The sequence below is a fragment of the Pseudarthrobacter sp. MEB009 genome (assembly GCF_030208875.1).
Classification (GTDB): Bacteria; Actinomycetota; Actinomycetes; order Actinomycetales; family Micrococcaceae; genus Arthrobacter.
On sequence record NZ_JARVTC010000015.1, the window covers coordinates 62,008 to 83,829 of the forward strand.

General features: G+C 61.5%; 19 protein-coding genes, 1 tRNA gene and 1 pseudogene. 13 read left to right on the plus strand and 8 right to left on the minus strand.

Features of this window, described 5'->3' with window-relative positions; all coding sequences use genetic code 11:
• Nucleotides 1-129 precede the first annotated feature (129 nt).
• The 3 genes from gltB (at nt 130) to pyk (ending at nt 7,745) form a co-directional block, all read left to right on the plus strand.
• Nucleotides 130-4,740 carry a glutamate synthase large subunit gene (gene gltB, locus QRN07_RS15710; RefSeq protein ID WP_285241503.1) on the plus strand — a complete coding sequence of 1,537 codons (4,611 nt, stop codon included), beginning with the start codon at nt 130-132 and terminating at the stop codon, nt 4,738-4,740.
• Nucleotides 4,733-6,190, plus strand: a complete 1,458-nt coding sequence (locus tag QRN07_RS15715) for a glutamate synthase subunit beta (RefSeq protein WP_050684083.1) — start codon at nt 4,733-4,735, stop codon at nt 6,188-6,190. The genes gltB and QRN07_RS15715 overlap by 8 nt, the downstream gene beginning before the upstream one ends.
• Nucleotides 6,191-6,254: 64 nt before the next feature.
• On the plus strand, nt 6,255-7,745 hold the full coding sequence (gene pyk / locus QRN07_RS15720) for a pyruvate kinase (RefSeq protein ID WP_050684084.1): 1,491 nt from the start codon (nt 6,255-6,257) through the stop codon (nt 7,743-7,745).
• 78 nt (nt 7,746-7,823) lie between these two features.
• On the opposite strand, the gene QRN07_RS15725 is transcribed toward pyk, so the two are convergent.
• Nucleotides 7,824-8,429, minus strand: coding sequence for an ANTAR domain-containing response regulator (locus tag QRN07_RS15725; protein ID WP_050684085.1), 606 nt, complete (start codon nt 8,427-8,429; stop codon nt 7,824-7,826).
• Between the two features lie 203 nt (nt 8,430-8,632).
• Between QRN07_RS15725 and QRN07_RS15730 the strand changes: the two genes are divergently transcribed.
• The 9 genes from QRN07_RS15730 (at nt 8,633) to QRN07_RS15770 (ending at nt 15,970) form a co-directional block, all read left to right on the plus strand.
• Nucleotides 8,633-8,714: transfer RNA gene (locus QRN07_RS15730), tRNA-Leu, on the plus strand.
• A gap of 87 nt (nt 8,715-8,801) precedes the next feature.
• Nucleotides 8,802-9,932, plus strand: coding sequence for a tyrosine-type recombinase/integrase (locus QRN07_RS15735; protein ID WP_285241504.1), 1,131 nt, complete (start codon nt 8,802-8,804; stop codon nt 9,930-9,932).
• Nucleotides 9,933-10,163: 231 nt separating this feature from the next.
• Nucleotides 10,164-10,619, plus strand: a complete 456-nt coding sequence (locus QRN07_RS15740; protein WP_285241505.1) for a hypothetical protein — start codon at nt 10,164-10,166, stop codon at nt 10,617-10,619.
• A 32-nt stretch (nt 10,620-10,651) separates the two neighbouring features.
• On the plus strand, nt 10,652-11,290 hold the full coding sequence (locus tag QRN07_RS15745; protein WP_285241506.1) for a hypothetical protein: 639 nt from the start codon (nt 10,652-10,654) through the stop codon (nt 11,288-11,290).
• 1 nt (nt 11,291) lies between these two features.
• On the plus strand, nt 11,292-12,305 hold the full coding sequence (locus tag QRN07_RS15750; RefSeq protein WP_285241507.1) for a hypothetical protein: 1,014 nt from the start codon (nt 11,292-11,294) through the stop codon (nt 12,303-12,305).
• 399 nt (nt 12,306-12,704) lie between these two features.
• Nucleotides 12,705-13,307, plus strand: coding sequence for a hypothetical protein (locus tag QRN07_RS15755; protein ID WP_285241508.1), 603 nt, complete (start codon nt 12,705-12,707; stop codon nt 13,305-13,307).
• Entirely contained in the window at nt 13,304-14,320 is a 1,017-nt protein-coding gene (locus tag QRN07_RS15760; RefSeq protein WP_285241509.1) for a hypothetical protein, read from the plus strand. The genes QRN07_RS15755 and QRN07_RS15760 overlap by 4 nt, the downstream gene beginning before the upstream one ends.
• Nucleotides 14,317-14,775 (plus strand): hypothetical protein, encoded by a 459-nt coding sequence (locus QRN07_RS15765; protein ID WP_285241510.1) that lies wholly within the window; start codon nt 14,317-14,319, stop codon nt 14,773-14,775. The genes QRN07_RS15760 and QRN07_RS15765 overlap by 4 nt, the downstream gene beginning before the upstream one ends.
• Nucleotides 14,753-15,970: an alpha/beta hydrolase gene (locus tag QRN07_RS15770; RefSeq protein WP_285241511.1), complete on the plus strand. Its 1,218-nt coding sequence runs from the start codon at nt 14,753-14,755 to the stop codon at nt 15,968-15,970. The genes QRN07_RS15765 and QRN07_RS15770 overlap by 23 nt, the downstream gene beginning before the upstream one ends.
• On the opposite strand, the gene QRN07_RS19795 is transcribed toward QRN07_RS15770, so the two are convergent.
• Nucleotides 15,939-16,223 carry a winged helix-turn-helix domain-containing protein gene (locus QRN07_RS19795; protein WP_350224296.1) on the minus strand — a complete coding sequence of 95 codons (285 nt, stop codon included), beginning with the start codon at nt 16,221-16,223 and terminating at the stop codon, nt 15,939-15,941. The genes QRN07_RS15770 and QRN07_RS19795 overlap by 32 nt on opposite strands.
• 176 nt (nt 16,224-16,399) lie before the next feature.
• On the opposite strand from QRN07_RS19795, the gene QRN07_RS15775 reads away from it, so the two are divergent.
• On the plus strand, nt 16,400-16,906 hold the full coding sequence (locus tag QRN07_RS15775; protein WP_285241512.1) for a hypothetical protein: 507 nt from the start codon (nt 16,400-16,402) through the stop codon (nt 16,904-16,906).
• 417 nt (nt 16,907-17,323) lie between these two features.
• Here QRN07_RS15775 and QRN07_RS15780 read toward each other — a convergent pair whose 3' ends face one another.
• The 6 genes and pseudogenes from QRN07_RS15780 to QRN07_RS15805 form a co-directional block, all read right to left on the minus strand.
• Nucleotides 17,324-17,653, minus strand: a complete 330-nt coding sequence (locus tag QRN07_RS15780) for a carboxymuconolactone decarboxylase family protein (protein ID WP_285241513.1) — start codon at nt 17,651-17,653, stop codon at nt 17,324-17,326.
• A gap of 163 nt (nt 17,654-17,816) precedes the next feature.
• Nucleotides 17,817-18,245 (minus strand): annotated as a pseudogene (locus QRN07_RS19800) (NAD-binding protein); the annotation flags it as partial.
• A gap of 316 nt (nt 18,246-18,561) precedes the next feature.
• Nucleotides 18,562-20,091: an acyl-CoA synthetase gene (locus tag QRN07_RS15790; protein ID WP_285241515.1), complete on the minus strand. Its 1,530-nt coding sequence runs from the start codon at nt 20,089-20,091 to the stop codon at nt 18,562-18,564.
• An 8-nt stretch (nt 20,092-20,099) separates the two neighbouring features.
• Nucleotides 20,100-20,555, minus strand: coding sequence for a MaoC family dehydratase (locus QRN07_RS15795; protein WP_285241516.1), 456 nt, complete (start codon nt 20,553-20,555; stop codon nt 20,100-20,102).
• Nucleotides 20,556-20,618: 63 nt separating this feature from the next.
• Nucleotides 20,619-20,762, minus strand: coding sequence for a hypothetical protein (locus QRN07_RS15800; protein WP_285241517.1), 144 nt, complete (start codon nt 20,760-20,762; stop codon nt 20,619-20,621).
• 150 nt (nt 20,763-20,912) lie between these two features.
• Nucleotides 20,913-21,806: an amidohydrolase family protein gene (locus tag QRN07_RS15805; protein WP_285241518.1), complete on the minus strand. Its 894-nt coding sequence runs from the start codon at nt 21,804-21,806 to the stop codon at nt 20,913-20,915.
• Nucleotides 21,807-21,822 lie beyond the last annotated feature (16 nt).

Genomic DNA, 21,822 nt, shown 5'->3' on the forward strand with positions numbered 1-21,822 from the left:
GTTCAGCAGGCCGTGCTGGCCTACAATTTCCAGTAAGTAACACTTTGTTGCGCCCGTCACTTGGCGTGGACACGAGTGGGGCCAATGGCGTCCCTTCCATACGCACTTTCATGAGGAAGGACGTCTCCCATGACCCCAACACCAACGCCCAGCTGGTCGGAACCCGATCAGTCCCAGGCTGCCGTTTCGCCGTTCAAGCGCTTCGCCAACCTGCCGGAGGCACGCGGGCTGTACAACCCGGAGCAGGAGAAGGACGCCTGCGGCCTGGCGATCATCGCCACGCTCCGCGGCGAACCCGGGTACGACATTGTTGACGCCGCCCTCACGGCCCTGCGCAACCTTGAGCACCGCGGTGCCGTTGGCGCTGACGAAGGCACCGGCGACGGTGCGGGCCTGCTGATGCAGATCCCCGACGAGTTCTTCCGGGCGGTCACCGAATTCGAATTGCCTGCGCCCGGCCAGTTCGTGGCAGGCACCGCCTTCCTGCCGGCTGAACAGCGCGAAGCCGACGCCGCCAAGGCCGGCATCGAAGGCCTCGCGGCAGATGAGGGCCTCGCCGTTCTCGGCTGGCGCGAAGTCCCAATCGTGGCAGACCTTGTGGGTGCCATGGCCCGTGCCTGCATGCCCTACTTCTCGCAGCCGTTCCTTGCCTCGGCCACGGGCGAGGAACTGGACCGCAACGAGCTGGACTCCCGCGCCTGGCGGATCCGCAAGCGTGCGCAGAACAAGTTCGGGGTGTACTTCCCGTCGCTGTCCTCGCGCACCATCGTCTACAAGGGCATGCTGACCACCGCGCAGCTCGAGCCGTTCTACCCGGACCTCTCGGACAAGCGGTTCAAAACCAAGCTGGCCATCGTCCACTCGCGCTTCTCCACCAACACGTTCCCGTCCTGGCCGCTGGCCCAGCCCTTCCGCACCATCGCCCACAACGGTGAAATCAACACCGTCAAGGGCAACCGGAACTGGATGCGCGCCCGGCAGTCCCAGCTGGCCAACCCGCTGCTGGGGGATTCCCCGGAAGAGCTGTACCCCATCTGCACCCCCGGGGCCTCCGACTCGGCGTCCTTCGACGAGGTTGCCGAGCTCCTGTGGCTATCCGGCCGCCCCATCACGCACTCGATCATGATGATGATCCCCGAGGCCTGGGAAAACCACGCCACGATGGACCCGGCCCGGCGCGCGTTCTACGAATACCACTCCCTGCTGATGGAACCGTGGGACGGCCCCGCCGCCGTCTCCTTCACCGACGGCAACCTGGTGGGTGCCACCCTGGACCGCAACGGGCTGCGCCCCGGCCGGTTCTGGATCACCGAAGACGGCCTGATCATCTTCGCCTCCGAGGTGGGCGTGATCGACGTCGAAGCCTCCAAGGTGGTCAAGAAGGGCCGCGTCTCGCCCGGCAAGATGTTCCTGGTGGACACGGACGCCGGCCGGATCATCGACGACGAAGAGGTCAAGGCAGAAGTTGCCGCGGCCAACCCGTGGGCCGAATGGGTCAAGGACAACCTGATCGACCTCAACGACCTGCCCGAGCGTGAGCACGTGGTCCACACGGCCGCCTCCGTGAACATCCGCCAGCGCACCTTCGGCTACACCACCGAGGAACTGAAGATCCTGCTGGGCCCCATGTCCCGCACCGGCGCCGAGCCTCTGGGCGCCATGGGCTCAGACACCCCCGTGGCTGTGCTGTCCAAGCGGCCCCGCCTGCTCTTTGACTACTTTGTGCAGTCGTTCGCGCAGGTCACCAACCCGCCGCTGGACGCCATCCGCGAGGAACTGGTCACGTCCCTGACGTGCGCCATCGGCCCCAACGGCAACCTCCTGGACACCAAACAGGTCCGGCAGCCGCAGGTCCAGCTTCCGTTCCCGGTGATCAACAACGACCAGCTCGCCAAAATCGCCAACATCGAAAGCCCCGACGGCGACCGCGTGGCCATGAAGGTCCGTGGCCTGTACCGCCCCGAGGGCGGCGAAAACGCGCTCCGTGCCCGGCTCACCGAAATCTGCGAGCAGGTCTCCGGCGCCATCAACCGCGGTGTGCAGTACATTGTGCTCTCCGACCGGGACTCCAACGCACAGTGGGCACCCATCCCGTCCCTGCTGCTGGTCAGCGCCGTCCACCACCACCTGCTGCGCAGCGCCAACCGCACCAAGACCGCCCTGGTGGTCGAGGCTGGCGACGTCCGCGAAACGCACCACGTCGCCGTTTTGATCGGCTACGGCGCGTCCGCCGTGAACCCCTACCTCGCCATGGAATCCGTGGAGCAGCTCATCAGCTCCGGCGACGTCACCGGGGTCACCGCGCAGGACGGCGTCTACAACCTCATCAAGGGCCTCGGCAAGGGCGTCCTGAAGATCATGTCCAAGATGGGCATCTCCACCGTGGCGTCCTACACCGGCGCCCAGACGTTCGAGGCGCTGGGCCTGGGCCAGGAACTGGTGGACGAATTCTTCGCCGGCACGCACTCCCAGCTGGGCGGCGTGGGCCTCGACGTGATTGCCGCGGAGGTTTCGGCCCGGCACCAGATGGCCTACCCCGAGGGCGGCATCGAGCAGCCCCACCGCCCGCTCCTGGGCGGCGGCGAGTACCAGTGGCGCCGCGACGGCGAGCCGCACCTGTTCAACCCGGAGACGGTGTTCCGGCTGCAGCACGCCACGCGTGAGCGCCGTTACGACATCTTCAAGCAGTACACCAAAGGTGTGGATGACCAGTCCACCAACCTGATGACGCTCCGCGGGCTGCTGAAGTTCAAGGACAACCGGCCGTCGGTTCCGCTCGAAGAGGTGGAGCCGGTCTCCAGCATCGTCAAGCGGTTCTCCACCGGCGCCATGAGCTACGGCTCCATCTCGCAGGAAGCCCACGAGACGCTGGCCATTGCCATGAACCAGCTGGGCGGCAAGTCCAACACCGGTGAAGGCGGCGAGGACGTGGACCGGCTGCTTGATCCCAAGCGCCGCTCCGCCGTCAAGCAGATCGCGTCCGGCCGGTTTGGCGTGACCAGCCTCTACCTGACCAACGCCGACGACATCCAGATCAAGATGGCGCAGGGTGCCAAGCCCGGCGAAGGCGGCCAGCTGATGGCGCAGAAGGTCTACCCCTGGGTGGCCCGGACGCGGCACTCGACACCCGGCGTCGGACTCATCTCCCCGCCGCCGCACCACGACATCTACTCCATCGAGGACCTCGCGCAGCTGATCTACGATGCGAAGCGTGCCAACCCGTCGGCGCGTGTCCACGTGAAGCTTGTCTCCGAAGTGGGGATCGGCACCGTGGCGTCCGGCGTGACCAAGGCGAAGGCCGACGTCGTACTGGTTTCCGGGCACGACGGCGGAACCGGCGCCTCGCCGCTGAACTCGCTCAAGCACGCCGGTGTTCCTTGGGAACTCGGCCTGGCAGAGACGCAGCAGACGCTGATGCTCAACGGCCTGCGCGACCGTGTGGTGGTGCAGGTGGACGGCCAGCTTAAGACCGGCCGCGACGTGGTTATTGCCGCGCTGCTGGGCGGCGAGGAATTTGGGTTCGCCACCGCTCCGTTGGTGGTGGAAGGCTGCATCATGATGCGCGTCTGCCACCTTGACACCTGCCCCGTGGGTGTTGCCACGCAGAACCCGGAACTTCGGGCACGCTTCACCGGCAAGCCCGAATTTGTGGTCAACTTCTTCGAATTCCTGGCCGAGGAAGTCCGCGAACTGCTCGCGGAACTCGGCTTCCGGAGCCTTGAGGACGCGATCGGCCACGCCGAGGTCCTCGACGCCCGCGAAGCGGTGGACCACTGGAAGGCCGACGGCCTGGACCTGGACCCCATCCTGCACGGGCTGGAGTTCGACGACGACGCCCCGCTGCGGAACATGACCGGCCAGAACCATGAGCTGGACAAGCACTTCGACCAGCGGCTGATCACCATGGCCACCGAGGCCCTGACGGACCGCAGCCCGGTCAAGATCACCGTGGACGTCATCAACACCGACCGGTCCGTGGGCACGATGCTGGGTCACGTGGTCACCAAGACGTTCAGCACCGACGTCCTGGCCACCGACACCATCGACGTGACCCTCAACGGAACCGCCGGCCAGTCGCTGGGCGCGTTCCTGCCCGCCGGCATCACCCTGCGGCTGTTCGGCGACTCGAACGACTACGTGGGCAAGGGCCTTTCCGGCGGACGCATCATTGTCCGGCCGGACCGCACGAACGTGTTCAAGGCCGAGACCAACGTCATTGCCGGCAACGTGATCGGCTACGGCGCCACCAGCGGCGAAATGTTCCTGCGCGGCCAGGTGGGCGAACGCTTCCTGGTCCGCAACTCCGGTGCCACGGCCGTCGTCGAAGGCATCGGCGACCACGGCTGCGAGTACATGACCGGCGGCCAGACGCTGATCATCGGCCGCACCGGCCGTAACTTCGGCGCAGGCATGTCCGGCGGTACCGCGTACCTCCTGGACCTGGACACTGCCCGGGTCAACAAGGAAGCCCTGCAGTCCGGGGAACTCCAGCTCAAGGAGCTGGATGCCGAGGACCGCGACATTGTGCATGGCCTGCTGGTCAAGCACGTTGAAGAAACTGACTCCCTGCTGGCGGCGCGCCTCCTCGAGAACTTCGATGACACCGCCGCCCGCATCACCAAGGTGCTGCCGCGTGACTACGCGGCCGTCCTGCAAACCCGTCTCGACGCCATCGAAGAGGGCCTTGACCCCGATGGCGAAGAAGTTTGGTCTCGAATCCTGGAGGTGACCGGTGGCTGATCCACGCGGATTTCTGAAAGTACGCCAGCGTGAAACCCAGCCACGCCGTCCCGTTCCCGTCCGCATCATGGACTGGAAGGAAGTTTACGAGGCCCAGGAAAAGGGCGTCCTGAAAAGCCAGGCCGGGCGCTGCATGGACTGCGGTGTGCCGTTCTGTCACCAGGGCTGCCCGCTGGGCAACCTCATTCCGGAATGGAACGACCTCACCTGGCGGGACAAGGGCGAGGAAGCGATTGAGCGGCTGCACGCCACCAACAACTTCCCCGAGTTCACGGGCCGGCTGTGCCCGGCACCCTGCGAGGCGTCCTGCGTCCTGGGCATCAACCAGCCGGCCGTGACCATCAAGCAGGTTGAGGTTTCCATCATCGACGAGGCGTTTGAGAACGGCTGGGTCACCCCGCTGCCGCCCACCCGCCTGACCGGCAAGACCGTGGCAGTGGTGGGCTCCGGCCCGGCCGGCCTGGCCGTGGCCCAGCAGCTGACCCGCGTGGGCCACACCGTCGCCGTGTACGAACGCGACGACAAGATCGGCGGCCTGCTGCGGTACGGCATCCCCGACTTCAAGATGGAAAAAGAGCAGGTTGACCGCCGCGTTGAGCAGATGAAGGCCGAAGGCACCCGCTTCCGGACCGGCGTTGCGGTGGGCACCGACGTGACCTGGGAGCAGCTGCGCAGGCGCTACGACGCCGTCGTGGTTTGCACCGGCGCCACCGTTCCCCGCGACTTGCCCATTCCCGGCCGGGACCTGGACGGCGTGCACTACGCCATGGATTACCTGGTGCCCGCGAACCGTGTGGTGGCGGGGGAGTCCGTCGAGAACCAGATACATGCGCAGGGCAAGCACGTGGTCATCCTGGGCGGCGGCGACACCGGTGCCGACTGCCTGGGCACCGCCCACCGGCATGGCGCCGCGTCGGTGACCACCCTGGCCATCGGTAAGCAGCCGCCGGCGGAACGAGCCGGGCACCAGCCCTGGCCCACATTCCCCACCCTCTTCGAGGTGGCCAGCGCCCACGAGGAAGGTGGCGAGCGGACGTATCTCGCTTCCACCGTTTCGTTTGTGGGGGAGGACGGCAAACTCACCGGCGTGAAGGTGGCCGAGACCGAGTTTGTGGACGGCAAGCGCCTGCCCAAGGCCGGCACCGAGCGGGTCATCCCCGCAGACTTGGTGTTCCTGTCGCTCGGCTTCACAGGCCCGGAGCAGGCAGGCATCACCGACCAGGTGAACGCCGAGTTCGACGGCCGCGGCAACGTATCCCGCGACGGTTACTACATGACCAGCACCGAAGGTGTGTTTGTGGCCGGCGACGCCGGCCGGGGACAGTCCCTGATTGTGTGGGCCATCGCCGAGGGCCGCGCCGCGGCAGCTGCCGTGGACAAGTTCCTGATGGGCAGCACCATCCTGCCGGCACCCGTGGCGCCCACCGACCGGGCCATCGCCGTCCTGTAGAGATGCACCGAGGGTTCACCTCGACGACAACTTAACCAATGCAAGTTACCAATAGGGTAGGTATATGAGACGCGCAAAAATTGTGGCCACGTTCGGCCCGGCAATTGCCAGCTACGAAAACACCCGGGCGGTGTTGGAAGCCGGCGTTGACGTCGCCCGGATGAACATGAGCCACGGTGACTACACCGTGCACGACAGCACCTACGAGAACGTCCGCAAGGCCGCCTCGGACCTGGGCAAGCCGGTTGCCATCATGGCCGACCTGCAGGGTCCCAAGATCCGCCTGGGCCGCTTTGTTGATGGACCGCACGCCCTCGCCGTTGGTGATGTCTTCACGATCACCACCGAGGACGTCCCCGGCACCAAGGAGATCTGCTCCACCACGCTGAAGAGCCTCACCGAGGACGTCAACGTGGGCGACGCGCTGCTGATCGACGACGGCAAGGTGGCGCTGCGCGCCACGGCCGTGGACAACGTCAAGGTGGTCACCGAAGTGACCGTCGGCGGCATGGTGTCCAACAACAAGGGCATCAACCTGCCCGGCGTTGCCGTCAACGTTCCCGCACTGAGTGAAAAGGACGAGGACGACCTGCGTTGGGCCATGCGCCGCGGCGTGGACCTGATCGCCCTGTCCTTCGTACGCGACGCGCAGGACATTGTCCGCGTGCACGAGATCATGGACGAAGAAGGCCGCCGCGTCCCGGTGATCGCCAAGATCGAAAAGCCGCAGGCCGTGGAGCAGCTCTCCGAGATCATCGACGCGTTCGATGCGATCATGGTGGCCCGTGGCGACCTGGGTGTGGAGCTTCCCCTTGAGGAAGTGCCGATCGTGCAGAAGCGCGCCATCGAGCTGGCCCGCCGCTGGGCCAAGCCGGTCATCGTGGCCACCCAGGTGCTGGAATCCATGATCGACAATCCGCGCCCCACCCGCGCGGAGGCCTCCGACTGCGCCAACGCCGTCCTGGACGGTGCTGACGCCGTGATGCTCTCCGGCGAGACCAGCGTGGGCAAGTACCCGATCGAAACCGTCAAGGTCATGGCCCGGATCATCGAATCCACCGAGGTCCACGGCCTGGAGCGCGTCCCCCCGCTGGGGACCAAGCCCAAGACCCGTGGCGGCGCCATCACCCGTGCCGCCGTCGAGATTTCCGACCAGCTGGACGCCAAGTACATCTGTGCGTTCACGCAGTCCGGTGATTCGGCACGCCGGCTTTCCCGCCTGCGCCCCATCAAGCCGGTCTTCGCGTTCACCCCGGTGGAGCAGGTCTGGAACCAGCTGGCCCTGACCTGGGGAATCCAGCCGGTGCTGGTGCCCATGGTGGACCACACCGACGAGATGACCGCCCAGGTGGACCGCAGCCTGCTGGAAATGGGACTGGTGGAAGACGGTGACCTGGTGGTTATCGCTGCCGGTTCCCCTCCCGGAAAGGCCGGTTCCACGAACTCGCTGAAGGTGCACAAGGTGGGCGACCTCGCCGACTCGACGTACACGGGCGAAGCGACCAGCAACAAGGAAAAGCTCGGCCCCTGGCCGGAAAAGAAGAAGAAGTCCTAGCAGGCTTCTGAAAGACAAAAGGGAAGGTCCCCGCCGCGGCGGGGACCTTCCCTTTTAGGTCTGGTGTTCTCTGCGGCCTTAGTTGACCTGGTTGATGATGGTCTCGGCCACTTCGCGCATGCTCAGGCGGCGGTCCATGGAGGTCTTCTGGATCCAGCGGAATGCTTCCGGTTCCGTGAGGCCCATCTTGGTGGTCAGCAGGCTCTTGGCGCGCTCAACCAGCTTGCGGGTGGCGAACTGCTCCTGAAGGTCGGAGACCTCGCTTTCGAGGGCCTTGATCTCCTCGTGGCGGGACAGGGCGATCTCCAGGGCGGGGATGAGGTCCGCCGGGGTGAAGGGCTTCACCACGTAGGCCATGGCGCCGGCGTCGCGGGCCCGCTCCACCAGTTCCTTCTGGCTGAACGCCGTCAGCAGCACCACGGGGGCGATGCGGGCCTTGACGATCTTCTCTGCCGCGGAGATGCCGTCCATGACGGGCATCTTCACGTCCATCAGGACCAGGTCAGGCTTGAGTTCCTCGGCGAGCTGGACCGCCTTTTCGCCGTTGTCCGCCTCGCCCACAACGTCATAACCTTCGCCGCGCAGAATCTCGATGATGTCGAGGCGGATAAGGGTTTCGTCTTCAGCCACAATGACGCGGCGCGCCGGCTGGGACGTGGATTTTGACTCCGTCTGTTCAGTCACGGGATCTCCTTGGAAAGGTACGGCGGGACATCACTATCTTAGGTGCCACCGCTGCTGTACATGGCCTGCATGGTCAATTGCGGCGTCAGCGGCGCGATTCTGGGATTCAGCCTATCTGCATGTAGAGTAATTCCGCGTACATGGAGTGATCGCGTTGCTCACAGTTCCTTCGTGGGGTTTCCGTTCCCCTCCGTGTATTCCGCGCCCGAGTGGCGGAATTGGCAGACGCGCCGCACTCAAAATGCGGTATCGAAAGGTGTGTGGGTTCGAGTCCCACCTCGGGCACAGTAATGTCGCAGGTCAGGGGCCTATATGGCCCCTGACTGTGTACAAAACCCCTAAAACTGTGTACAGCGGCGTAGCGTTTTATGCATGGCCAGCATCTCTAGACGACCCAAAAAGGACGGTTCTCAGTCCTTTATGGTCCGCTGGCGTGACCCTAAGACTGGCAAAGCCCAGGGTCTTACTGTCGCCACTGAATCCGAGGCAGAAACGCTCAAGCGACTGCTCGACGCCAATGGGCAGAACTTCGAAATCGCCCAGCACGCGATCCTCACAAACCAGAAGCGCGTGCCGACTGTCGCCGAGGTTATTCAGGAACATATTGACCTCTTGATCCGGCCGTCGAGCGGCACGGTGAAGACGTATCAGACGATGCTCGATCTCCATGTGAAGAAGGTCATCGGCCATGTTCCCGTGGACAAGCTGGACTATCGACTGATCGCCTACTGGGTGAAGTCGATGATGGCCAAGGGGCGATCGCCCAAGACGATCAAGAATGTGCACGGCCTGATCTCGGCGTCGATGAATACCGCGGAGATGCTCGGGTACATCACGCGCAATCCTTGCCGTGGCGTCCAGCTGCCGAGCGTCGAGAAGGCTGAGGACGAGATGATGTTCCTCACCCACGCGGAGTTCGGACTGATCATGGATGGCATGGGGGAGCGGTACAGGGACTTCACGAACTTCCTGGTTATGACAGGGACGCGATTCGGCGAGGCGACGGCTCTGACCGTTGCGGACATCGATCTGCTGGGCAAGCCGGCCACTGCTCGGATCAACAAGGCTTGGAAGCGTGATGGGAAGAACCAGTTCTACATCGGGCCAACGAAGACGGGCGCCGGCAAGAGGACCATCGGGTTGAACCCTGCTCTCGTGGACCTCTTGATTCCTTTGGTGGCTGGTCGCCCGAGCACCGACTTGCTTTTCACCACTCCAAAAGGGGAACGGATTGTGCACAAGTTGTTCTGGCACCACTACTGGATGCCTGCAGTGAGAGCTGCCCAAGAACGCGGCTTGCGCAAAAATCCACGCATTCACGATCTTCGGCATACACACGCTTCGTGGTTGATTCAGGACGGTGTCCCCATCTTCACGATCTCGCGTCGGTTGGGCCATGCGTCAACTCGGACCACAGAGGGTGTCTATGGGCACCTCATGCCGGAGGCCTTGCAAGCTGGGGCGGATGCGACGGAGAGGTCGGTGTCTGCGTTCATGCGGTGAAAGACGATAGCCGCTCGCCTAGTGTTGTTTGCTAGCTGAAAGCCCTTGCTGTGAAACTCCGAAGCCTAGCTGGACGCCCGTTGGTATGCGCCGGGCGGTTACATTGCGTACACATGGCTCGGTAATCGTCCTGCTCACCGCGGGAGGCAACTTCAAACATGCATGGAAGAAAACGCTCGCAGGATGTCATACGGATGCGACAAAGTCGGAGGTATCCGACACAATGGAGCAATGATGAGCAAGGTGGTGCTAAGCCCGTCCGCGGACGGCGGTACTGACCTGTGCATTGGAAGGGTTGGCTCGACTTTTCCCGGCAGAACGCCTGCAGGAAGCGAGCTGCATCTCGGAAGCCAGGACCTTTTACGCTTTGCCAACTACGCCTCGCTTCACGGGTTTGTCGTGTCCTCATTCATGCTGGCCGATGCCTATCTCGTCCCCTTGGATGCAAATGAGCAAGCCGAAATCTCCGATGACTTAGTCGAATTGCTCGCAACCCACGGCGGGGACGAGCTAGAAGCATCTCTGCATGACGAATACGCCGGTCTCTATGTAGTTGGAGTCAACCTCATTGAGTCCTCGACGGGGATGCGGGTCAGCATACGACGTCGCGGCTACGTTGAGACGTCTATCGTTCAGGAAGCCGAGAGGCTGTTGAGGTCAGCGTGGCGGGAGCTCCGCCTCTCTTGACGAACAGAATATTCGGCGTTCTTGGAAACGCCATGAAGGTGGCTATGGCCGCCTGGACCACGCTGTCGCTTGAACCATGGGCTGAGCAGACTTTTCCGATGTTTGGAGAGCCGGTTCAGTTCTTATTCGCGGCAATTATCTCCGCGATCACGCTTGAGCTTCTGCTCCAGATTTTTCTGGGTTGGCCGCGAATCAAGGTTGTTTGGAGCGTCAAAGGCGAAGACGCCCCAATCTCCGAGGTAGTGGCAAGAATTCGGCCAGGCAATGCCGAATCACAGGTCTATTCTCTGAAAGTTTCAGCGCCCTCGGCGGGTTGGTTGGGATACCAGATTCTGAGGTTAAACGCGCTCTGCGGTGCGCAACTCCAGATTCGGATCGATCAGGCCTCGGTTGTGCCGACCTGTGAAGCGTCGTCGAAGACAGCAGGTGTCCCGTCAGTCGTGCCCGATGACCGATCAAATGGATTTACTATAGATCTTGGGAAGGCTCCCAGGAGACCAGGACCTTGGCACTGGGCAGAGGTCAGATGGAGGGACGAGTCCACCCCGGTAGGTGACGAATTCAATATCGACTACGTCTTCCACCACAAGAATCCCTTTATGAAGCTCTACCTGAACGCACTTATCTGGCGTTCAAAAAATGCCAGTTTTTTCCGAGTAGTAGGACGCTAAGATGCCCACGATGAGCCAAGATTCCGTCAGAGTGCTGCCGATGCATTCCCGGTCAGCCATGACGCTAGCCGAGATACGCGACGCAATGTCAGGAATGCAGCCGAGCCTAGATGGCTTCAAGGGCGGTTGGGCGAGCACGGACAACTACGAATCGAATCTAAGGCAGGTGGGTGTCGCACCGCCGCGTTCAAAACCTGTCATCGAGCCTGCAACTGATGTGCTTCCTGAGATGCTGAAGGCACGCTTCTACTTCTGGGACCCTTCACCTTCGGGTTTCAAGGATCAGAATGAAGTGGACCCACTCCTAACGCGAAAACTAAACGCCGTCGACGTAATAGTCACTGAGCCCTCCACTGGTCGAATAGGGCTGTTGTTTTCAACCCGGACACGTTCCTACTTGAACCAACGCTTCGGTGCAATTGCGTCCTTGAACAGGATCCTCCAGAGCGCGGATCCGACGATTAGGATCGAAAAGGGGGAGTCTCATCTGCGACTTTCCGACGAGGAGATTTTCCTCTGGCTCGCTGTGCAACACCGGGATCAACCACAGCTGGCGGAGGATCTCGTCCTTGACATGATTTCGGGCGTCAGCAGCCGAGACGGCGCAAGCCGCACAGCCGACCTCCGCTGCGGGGTCGATTTTGAACGGTCGAACTTCCTGACCGCAGTCGCTGAAGTAGACACGCTTGGACCAATAGACATCAGTTTCGTTCACTACGTTGGAGACGATAACCACTCGTATGAAGTCAAATTGCACGTCGATGGAGGGTTCGAGATCCGAAAGAACGGACTCCACTTTCCTGATCAACTAAATAGGGCCGACGTGATGCTGGAAACAAGCTTGTTTCTCGCCTACTCTCTGATCCCTCGGTTCAATCGGCTCTACGTAGAGGATGCGACGAACTGGAAAGGTCGCAGGATCGAAGTGATTAGGGACGCCATGACAGCACTGGAAGAGCGATATAAGGCACTCAAGTCGGTCTTGCAGAGCCAGTTGGAGTTAGTCACCGAGTAGGGTACGCAACCCGCTTGACGCTACGCCGCCCTCTTTTGTGCCCGCGTTCCTATGAGCCGGCCATTACCAGGGCCTGTTTTTGGATTCGAGGAAGACCGGTCCGCAGGGGCCGAAACTTCATTTAATCTGGCTATTTCCGCTATGTGATCAGACGTGAAAACGATCTTTCCTTTACCCCAGCATGCGTGCGGAAATCGGCCAGCAGCAGCCCCGTCCCGCAGCCATCCTTCCGTGCAACGCATGAGCGCTGCAGCTTCGGAGGGTTCAAAAAATTCAAGGTCCATGTCAAAGTCCAATCGTGCTGATGTCCGTTGGCGTTTCATGCGCATTCCTGTGGGGAAGAACATGACTTAGGGACGGTGATGGCTCGCCCGCCAGCCCTACCTCCCAACTCTGGACATGTCCAGAGCGAAGGCGTTCAATGGAAGTGAGGGTTCGCCAAAGCCCAACTCCGGAGACTCCGTGCTGGACTACCAACGAACCAACGGGAACGCATCACTGGGGATGCTGATGAACAACGACTCAAAGCCCTCGGGACAATCACCCGCGGAACGCGCCGCTAACGCCTTTGACTCTTTGGCGCTCCCGAACCATCTGAACCTGGAACGACTCGTCGAAGTGGTCGAAGGTGTCAGGCGTCGGCCCATACAGATCGAAGCTGCCGGAGTACTGAATGGTGGATCGGTCTGTGGTCTGTGGCTGTCCACGGACGACGTCGACATAATCTTGCACGCCGTCAGTCCATCTGGGCTGCACCGGCAACAGTTTGTCCTGCACGAACTCGGGCACATGGTCTTGAGGCACGACGAGTTGGTCGTGCCTGCCGACTACATGAAAGTTCTGTTCCCGAACCTTTCCGCGGGTCTCGTCTCACGCGTCCTTGCCAGGAGCAGCTTCGCTGATGACTTGGAGGCCGCTGCGGAATCGCTCGCGGATCTCTTCGCAGCAGCAATCAGGAACAGCGCCAGGGAACCCAGATCGTTCGAGAGGGTTTTTGAATGATCCAGGTTGCGGCCGCAATTTTGATCTGGCTGCTCGTCATTTGTCTACTCCCTGGAATCCGGGTTCGCCGCGATCAGAGCGTGCTGACGGCCGCCATCACGATTTCAGTCGCGCTGACGCTGAATATCGATCAGGTCTATGTAGGCGTCGATTCCTTATTGGGCGGTCGAAACTTTGTTGACCTCGCCGCGAATGTAGCCATGGTCGTTGGAATCTACTTCCTCTCGAGAGCAATCATTCGGGCGGCAACGCCCGACGGAACGGCCGAGAAACGAGACGGTGGCGGCATGATTCTCTTGGCCGGGGTGATCGTTGGCCTTGCAGCCAGCTTCAGTGCCATCGTCACTCAGGGAAGTTCCACTCGTTTCATGGCGGATTACGGGGATCAGTGGCCTGCCGCCTTCTATTCATCCGTCCAGTTCCTGTACATAGGCTTCGTGGTAAGTGTTACCGGCATTACATGTTTCCGGTTCCGCGGAGACATGTTTAGGCCGTACTTCCGCGCATCGTTCACTCTCATCGGAGTTGGCTGTGCCTTTGCCGTTTTCCTGGTAATCCTGGTCCTGGTGATGGACGTTCTGCACCTGCAGGGCCGCTTGAATGCTATGCGTTCTGTCTCGACTATTTATGATGCGGCATTCGTTGCTGCCATGGTTTTCTTGTGCGTAGGTCTGGCCATCCCGCCTGTGGCGCGTCGAGTTCTCCGCCGTAAGCAATCCGCGACAGAAGTGGAGCTCGTTAGCGACCTCACGAGAATCTGGGAAAAGACGACCAAGAAACGGCAAGACGTTCGGCTCGTGCGAGGCACTGAGATGATCACGCAACAGGACCGGGCCCAAAGACTCCATAGGATGCTTGTTGAAGTACAGGACGCACTCCTAATTGAGCCCGGATTAGGCAGCTCCTTGGACATTCACGACCTCAAGGTCTTGAACGCTGTTGAGAACTATCTGGCGGGAGCTTTCGTGCGTCAAGGTTCAGTTCGCAGGCGGAAGGGGGAACGCGCGATATGACGGATGATGACGGTTCGTCCGAAACCCCTCAGATCAGATTGGCACGAAAGCTCAACCTCCTTCTTGACCTCTATGAGGCTGAGGGATCGGAAGCATTGACTTACCCCGAGATCAACAGGCACATGATCAAGCGTGGAACGCCACTTTCCCGCTCCCGCTGGGCCTACATGAGAAGTGGAGATAGCTCCCTGGCAACAGATCCGGTGCTGCTTCGTAACCTGGCAGAGTTCTTTGGAGTGGACCGTCACTACCTCTTGGATGATGTCGGCGAGATACCAAAGCTTGTAGAGGCTCAGCTGGAACTTCTTCGTGCCCTGCGTGAGTCACGTGTGCGGAACTTCGCCGCTCGTCAGTTGCAGGGTATCTCTCCGGAAACCCTGATGAAGCTCCGCCAAGTGATCGACGAACGCCAGAGGGCCCAGGGGGCGGACGATGCCGGCAGCAACCAGTCGTAGGGCTTTGGGAGTTGGAGTTATTGCTTCCGCCGTAGCTTTGCTTGCAGGCGTCGCCGGTGCAGCGTACTTCGCCCGTCAAGTTGTAGTGCCTAAAGACAGCCGTCGTGAGTATCTGGATGTTCTGGCCGTGCACACCAATGGAGACGGATCGCTGGAAATCGAACTTCCCGCTTCGAAACAAACGAGAGCGGCGGGACGATACAGCTTTTGGTTTCAGCAGGGGACAGGCCACGCATGCCTCGGTCCGGTCGTTGAGTCCCACCCCGAGCGACGGGCCGTAATCCGCGTGGTTGAACGAGTGGACTCCGGGGACATCCAACAGGCCGCGGCAGGTATCTGGAGTGGGTACATTTACTCGAAACCGGAGCAACTTGGTCTGCCGTACCAAGACGTAGAGATTCCAGTCGCCAATGGTGTCGCCCCGGCCTGGAGATTTGACCCGTCCACCGCTGTCGCAGCTCCTAGAACGTGGGCTGTCCATATCCACGGTATGGGCGGTAAGCGGGCAGGCACTCTTCGCGGCATACCGGTCGCAAGGCGTCTGGGACTGACGTCGCTGGTAGTCTCGTTCCGCAACGACGGCGACGCACCGCCGTCGTACGATGGCCGCTACGGACTCGGCCAGACCGAGTGGCGCGACGTCGAGGCCGGCATCAACTACGCCATTTCCAATGGCGCTGAACGCATTGTCCTTTTTGGGTGGTCACTGGGCGCTTCCATCGCCCTTCAAACAGCGGCCCTGTCGCCGAATTCCTCGCGAGTAGCTGGGATGGTTCTCGACGCGCCAGTTTTCGACTGGCGAACGACCCTGGCAGCGAACGGCAGGGCGGCGGGACTTCCTCGTCCATTTGTGCAGCTGGGTTTCACCATTCTTCGATCCAAAGCCCTCCGGTGGGTGACCGGCCTTGCTGAACCCATATGTCTCGATTCCCTGGACTGGTTGGCGCGAGCAACTGAACTGGACAAGCCGATCCTCGTACTCCACGGAAAGAGGGATGACACAACGCCCTTCGAAGCATCCAAGAAAGCTGCCAGTCTCAGGCCGGACCTAGTCAGATTGGTGGAGTTTGAATCTGTGGGCCACGCTCTTGAGTGGAATGTCCACCCCGAAAAGTGGGAGCGATCGGTCGAGGAGTGGTTCCACGGCCTCCCGCTAGCCGGCGCTAGTCCTGAACAAGCGGGCGCGCAGGCGTAGGAGGCACTTGCGGTGAGTACTGGGCCGCTAGGTCAATGAGCTGACACTCGACGAATGAGGCGTGAGCGGAGTAACGCTCGTCCGCCAAAGCCTGAATGTAGCCAGCCGACTCAAGGACGAGGAGATGACGCCGAACCGTCCTTCGAGAAGCGTGAATTCCTGATGCCAAGACGCCAAGGGTTGATGGCCCACTTCTGATGAGGAAGCGAAGGATCTGGCTCCGTGTTCTGTTCATCAGGATGGATGTGGACATTCAAACCACGGCTCAGGTATATGGCGGATGGTTGCTGTAGACGGGTCTACAGCAACAGGATACGCCTCATGCAAGCAGCGGAGTAGATTCAAGGTGGGGTTGATTGTTTAGTCACGGCGCTCGCGGAATACTGAGGGCAACGCAGCAGTATTTCTATTGGAACGAGGCAGTGGAGCATGCCAGCAAAGGACGCTAGCCGCAACGGCGAGTTGTCACCACAGGCGACACTTGCCCGCCGGTTAAACCTGCTCCTCGACGTCGTTGTAGCCGAGAGGGGTTTGCCCGTCACTTTCAGGGAGATTGAGGCCGGACTCCGGTCTCGAGGAATCAAGATCTCTCGAGCAAGATGGTTCTACATGAAGGATGGAACAGGCCGCCTGGTCAGCGATCCGCAGCTGCTTGCCGCTATCTGCGAGATGTTCGACGTTGATCCCTCCTATTTGCTGAACGGCGTCGAAGGCGACGTTCCCGAACGCATCGACTCGCAGCTGGAGTTTGTGAAGTCCCTGAGGGCAGCCCGGGTGAAGTCATTCGCTGCTAGGACGCTCGGGGACGTCTCGCCGGAGACGCTTCGTGCAATCTCCGAGTACCTGAACAAAGACATCGGCTTGCACCCGAATGGGGAGAGTGCCGCGGCTACTCCTCCAAGACATACCGGAGATGGGCGTCCAGCAACTCCTTGATGCGGGCAGGATTGGCTGAGTAGCGAGGAGAGCGGCCGTGGCGCCGTCCGGCCTCCACATCGACCTCAATGGCGCCGACCTGTTCAAGGGCTATGAGGTGTTTAGCGACCCTGGGCTCACCGGCGCTGACCGCTGCGACAATGTCCCCTCTGGACGCAGGACCGTTAGCCGTCAGGAACCTCAGAATCTCATTCCGTGAGCGGTTCCCGAACGTAGCCACAGCGTCTTCAACGTCTGGCGACCAGGCGTCGTCGTGAGGCTGCGTGATCCGTGGCATGGCTCCATTCTTGCTGAACAACATGGAAAAAGTAAGAACTGCAGTTCCCGTCCTTCTGCCTGCTGGCTTCGGCAAGGCGCCGCAAGTGGGCCAATACATCGTTTTCGGAGCCGGGGGTAGTTTTGTAGGTTGCCACCACCTCAAAAGTAGTGTCGGGTACGTGTAATTTCTTTCTCGGATGAAACGGTTGAACGCCGGCTGGTTGTCCCGGCCGGAACAGGCAGGGACAACCACTGGGCTATGGCTGAACGGCCGCTAGGAGGCGCCGCTGCCGCATTGTGTACCTGGACTGTGGGTTCGATGCCGTCCACGCCAACGACTTCACGCCATGCTTCCAAGCCTGCCTGGAAGGCAACAATGCCGGCCTCTGGCAGCAAGATTTCGATGGCTTCGAGGATCTCTGTCGATGTCAGTCCCAGGTCCAGGGCTACACGGATGTGGCTTTGGATGTGGCCCTTGGCGGCCCGCATCACGGTGAGGCTGACGATGAAGATCAGTTCTTTGGATTTGCGGTCCAGGGTGCGCTGTGAGCGGGGATTCGGTTTCCCGCAGAAGCATCCCGTTGGCGCGTTCGTAGTGCCTAACGAGTTCGGTGTGATCCGGGCTCTTTGCTTCCAGGTGGCCGCGCGCAGTCTGAGCCGTTGCTTCGGCCGCAAGGACAACGGGGGCTTCGATCGAATGGTCGGAGAAGATGCTGCGGGCGATGCGAAGGTCCTTGAGCATGAGATCCATGGCGAATCCCGAGTCGAACTTTCGGGTGAGGATATGGCGGGGGTATTTGACCTCGGTTGCCTGGCTGCGTCCGGTGGAGCCATTGATGATTTTGACCATGTTTTCGGGCTTGCTGCCTACTGCCGCGGCGGCGCAGAGGTTTTCTGCCGCAGCGGACAGGTTGGCCGCCGAAAGCAGATTGTTCAGCGCCTTGGCGGCATGACCGGTCCCTGTCTTTCCCACGTGCACGATGTTGGAACCCATGGGTTGCAGATGCGGTGAGGCGGCATCGAACGCCTCTGTTGTCCCACCGGCCATGATGGCTAGCTCACCGGTGATGGCACGCGCCACACCACCTGAGACTGGGGCGTCGACGTAGGCGATGCCCCTGTATCAGCTTCTTCCGCGAGTGCGTCGGTGCTGCCCGGTTCCGATGATCCCATGTCGATGATCATCGAGGAGGATCCTTCGGGGCGAACCTGGCGCTCACCCAGGGTGCACGCTAAACGCGGATCCCGTCTGAGGGGATCCGCGTGACGGTCACGGCGGCGTCGGGACATGCGGCATCCGCTGCACGTGCTCTTGGGTAGCGCATCGACGCGCCGAAATTGCAAATACATGCGGCGATCGCAGGCAGCTTGCCCGTGGCAGTCACTTGGGTACTGTGCTATGCCAGGGTGCTCCTGCGGTAAGTCTCGCGCAGCTCGGTCTTGCGGATTTTTCCGCTGGCCGTGCGAGGCAGATCCTGGACGATATCGACAGTCCGCGGGATCTTGTACCGCGCCAGTTTTCCGTCCAGGTGCGCGACGATGTCTTCCCTGGTGACAGAGCGTCCCTCGGAGGGAACGATAACGGCGTGAACGGACTCACCCCACTTCTCGTCGGGGACCCCAATGACCGCTACGGAGGCCACTGAAGGCAGTTCCATGATGGCCTGCTCGACCTGGGCGGCGTATATGTTTTCCCCGCCGGAAATGATCATGTCCTTGATCCTGTCGGCGATGTATAAGAACCCCTGGTCATCGACGTAGCCCATGTCGCCGGACTTGAGCCAGCTTCCGTCTTGAAAGGAACTCGCCGTGGCGTCGAGCCTGTTCCAGTATCCGGGGATGACGTTGGGGCCCTGGATGAGTATCTCCCCGACCTCATTTCCAACTGCGTCCCGGCCTTCGGCGTTAACAATTCGGATATCGGTGAAAAAGTGCGGAAGCCCGGCCGACCCTGCCTTCTCCCGGGAGTAACGGGGTTGAAGCGATGTGGCGCCCGGGGAAGTTTCGGTCATGCCGTATCCGCCGGAGAACGACAGTCCACGAGCCTCGTAGGCGTCGAGCACGCGCATGGGGACCGCCGATCCGCCGCAGGTGAGCATGCGGATCGAGGAAAGATCGGTGGAATGCCAGTTCGGATCTTCGCTCAGCATTTGGTAAGTCGTGGGCACCCCGGAAAGCGTGGTGATGCCGTGGTGTTCAATGGCAGCCAGGACGGCTGCAGGTTCGAACCTGTCCTGCAGGACCAAGGTGCCTCCCTTGAGCAGCGTCGGCAGCGCACCCATGCCCAGGGAAGCGGCGTGGAACATCGGGGCAATCATCAGCGCCACCTGCGTGCTGGTGACGTCGTAGTCGACCAGCACGTTCAAGGCATTCCATGTCAGGTTCCCATGGGTCAGGATGGCGCCCTTGGGGTTCCCTGTGGTTCCGGAGGTGTAGAGGATCATGCACGTGTCGTTTAGCGAAACGGCACACTCCTGGTGCTCTGCCGAGGCCGCGCGGATCGCCTTCTCATAGGACCCGACGTTGGGCCCTGATTCCACGACGAGTCGACCCGCTATGCGCGCCACGGTGCTGGCCGCCAGGGCCAGGTCGTCGCACTGCCGGGCATTAATGAGTAGGTTCGTTCCGGAATCCTCAAGGGCGAATGCCACTTCCTGCGGGGCCAAGCGGGTGTTGAGGGGAACAAAGACCGCGCCGATGCCTCCGCAGGCGAAGAGCGTTTCAAGGAACGCGGGGTGGTTGTTGCCCAGATAGGCCACCCGGTCCCCGCGTTTGACGCCGTGTCCCGTCAGGGCGTTGGACAACCGGTCAATGCGCTCGGCCAGTTGCTCGTATGTCAGGGTCAAGGAGCCGTCGGTGATGGCGGTGTGCCCTCGGGACTTGACCCGGCGTTTGTGGATCCAGCTTCCCAATCCTTGGTTCAACATCACAGGTCTTAGGCGTAGAAGCGGTAGATGCCGCGCGAGACGACGGCGGGCTTCGGGGCGCCGTCGACCTCGACGACCTGGTCGACGGCGATCTGGTAGCCGCCCTTGACCTCTTCGACTTCTGCGATCTGTGCCTTCATGCGGATCTGTGCGCCGACCGGCACCGGTGATGGAAAGCGGACTTTGTCCAGGCCGTAGTTGACCCGGGTGCTCACACCGGTGACATCGAAAAGCTCGGACCAGAATGCGATTTGCAGGCTTAGCGAGAGGTAGCCGTGGGCGATCGGCCCACCGAACGGGCCCTCTTTGGCTTTCTCCGGGTCGGTATGGATCCACTGGTGGTCGTCTGTCGCATCGGCAAACGTATTGACCTGGTCCTGAGTGACCATCCTGAACTCGCTGTAACCCAGGTCGGTGCCAGCGGCGGTTGCGAGCTGCTCGTAGGAAAGAACTGTCTGGCCCATGAAGGGTCCTCCTTCAATAGATAATGGTGGTTTGGGTATCGCTGGTAGCGCCGAGGCTTCCGTCTAGCGGAAAGCCCCGACGGCGGTGGCGTGTCCTAGAATCAACGCGTTTAGCTCGTTGCCCCCGCAGGCTTCCCGGGCCAGCGCGGCGGTCTCCCGCAGCATCCGCGCGGTCAATGTTTTGGCCATCGCTGAGTTCTCGTCCACGTAGATGCCTTTGTCTTGCGCCTGGGTGAGGCTGGCCTAACGTGGCAAGGGACGCGGTGACCTTGGTGAGCTACCGGGCAGGTTCTCCTGCATGATCCGCAGGCTGGTTTTGCTCTCGGCCCTGCCCAGCTTCACTCCCGGCGCAGCCGGTCATGTAGAGTTCAGTCCCAGGACCCGGACCGCGTTATCCTTCAGGATCAGCGGGCGTATCTCGTCCTTGAGCGGCAGCTCGGCAAAGGCGCCGAGCCACTTTTCAGGGGTGATCAGCGGGTAATCGGTTCCGAAGAGCACCTTGGTGGCCAGTACGTTGTTGCTCATCTTCACCAGCGAGGCCGGGAAGTACTTCGGGCTCCAGCCGGAAAGGTCGATGTACACGTTCGCCTTGTGCGTGGCGATCGAATTGGCCTCGTTCTGCCAGGGCATCGAGGGGTGCGCCATGATGATCGTTAGGCCCGGAAAGTCGGCTGCCACGTCGTCAAGGAGCAGTGGGTTGGAGTAGCGCAGCTTGATGCCGCGTCCTCCGGGTAGCCCGGCACCCATGCCATTCTGTCCGGTGTGGAAAATGCATGGCAGCCCGAGTTCCTCGAGTGCAATCCAGAGCGGGTAGAACTCTTCGCTGGAGGGGTCGAAGCCTTGCAGCGAGGGGTGGAACTTGAAGCCACGCACGCCGAGCTGTTGGGCTTGACGGCGGGCCTCGGCGACGGCGGCCCGACCGGTGCGCGGATCAACCGAGCCGAAGGGGATCAGCACGTCGTTGTTGCGCGCCGCCCCGGCAACCAGGTCATCGATCGAGTTCGGTTCATGTCCCAGCGCGGTGCGTGCATCGACGGTGAACAGGACCGCGGCCATCCTCGCCTCACGGTAGACCTCGGCGATCCTGTCCACTGAGGGAGTGCGCTCCTCGGACTTGAAGTAGGCGGCCGATGCCTCGAAGAGGTCCTCAGGCATGGCCTTGTGACCGCAGTCGTCGACCTCAACATGGACATGCATGTCAATCGCGGTGATCGACCCGGGGTCGATCCCGGATTCGTAGCGGACGCTCATGGCGTGCGTTTCCTTG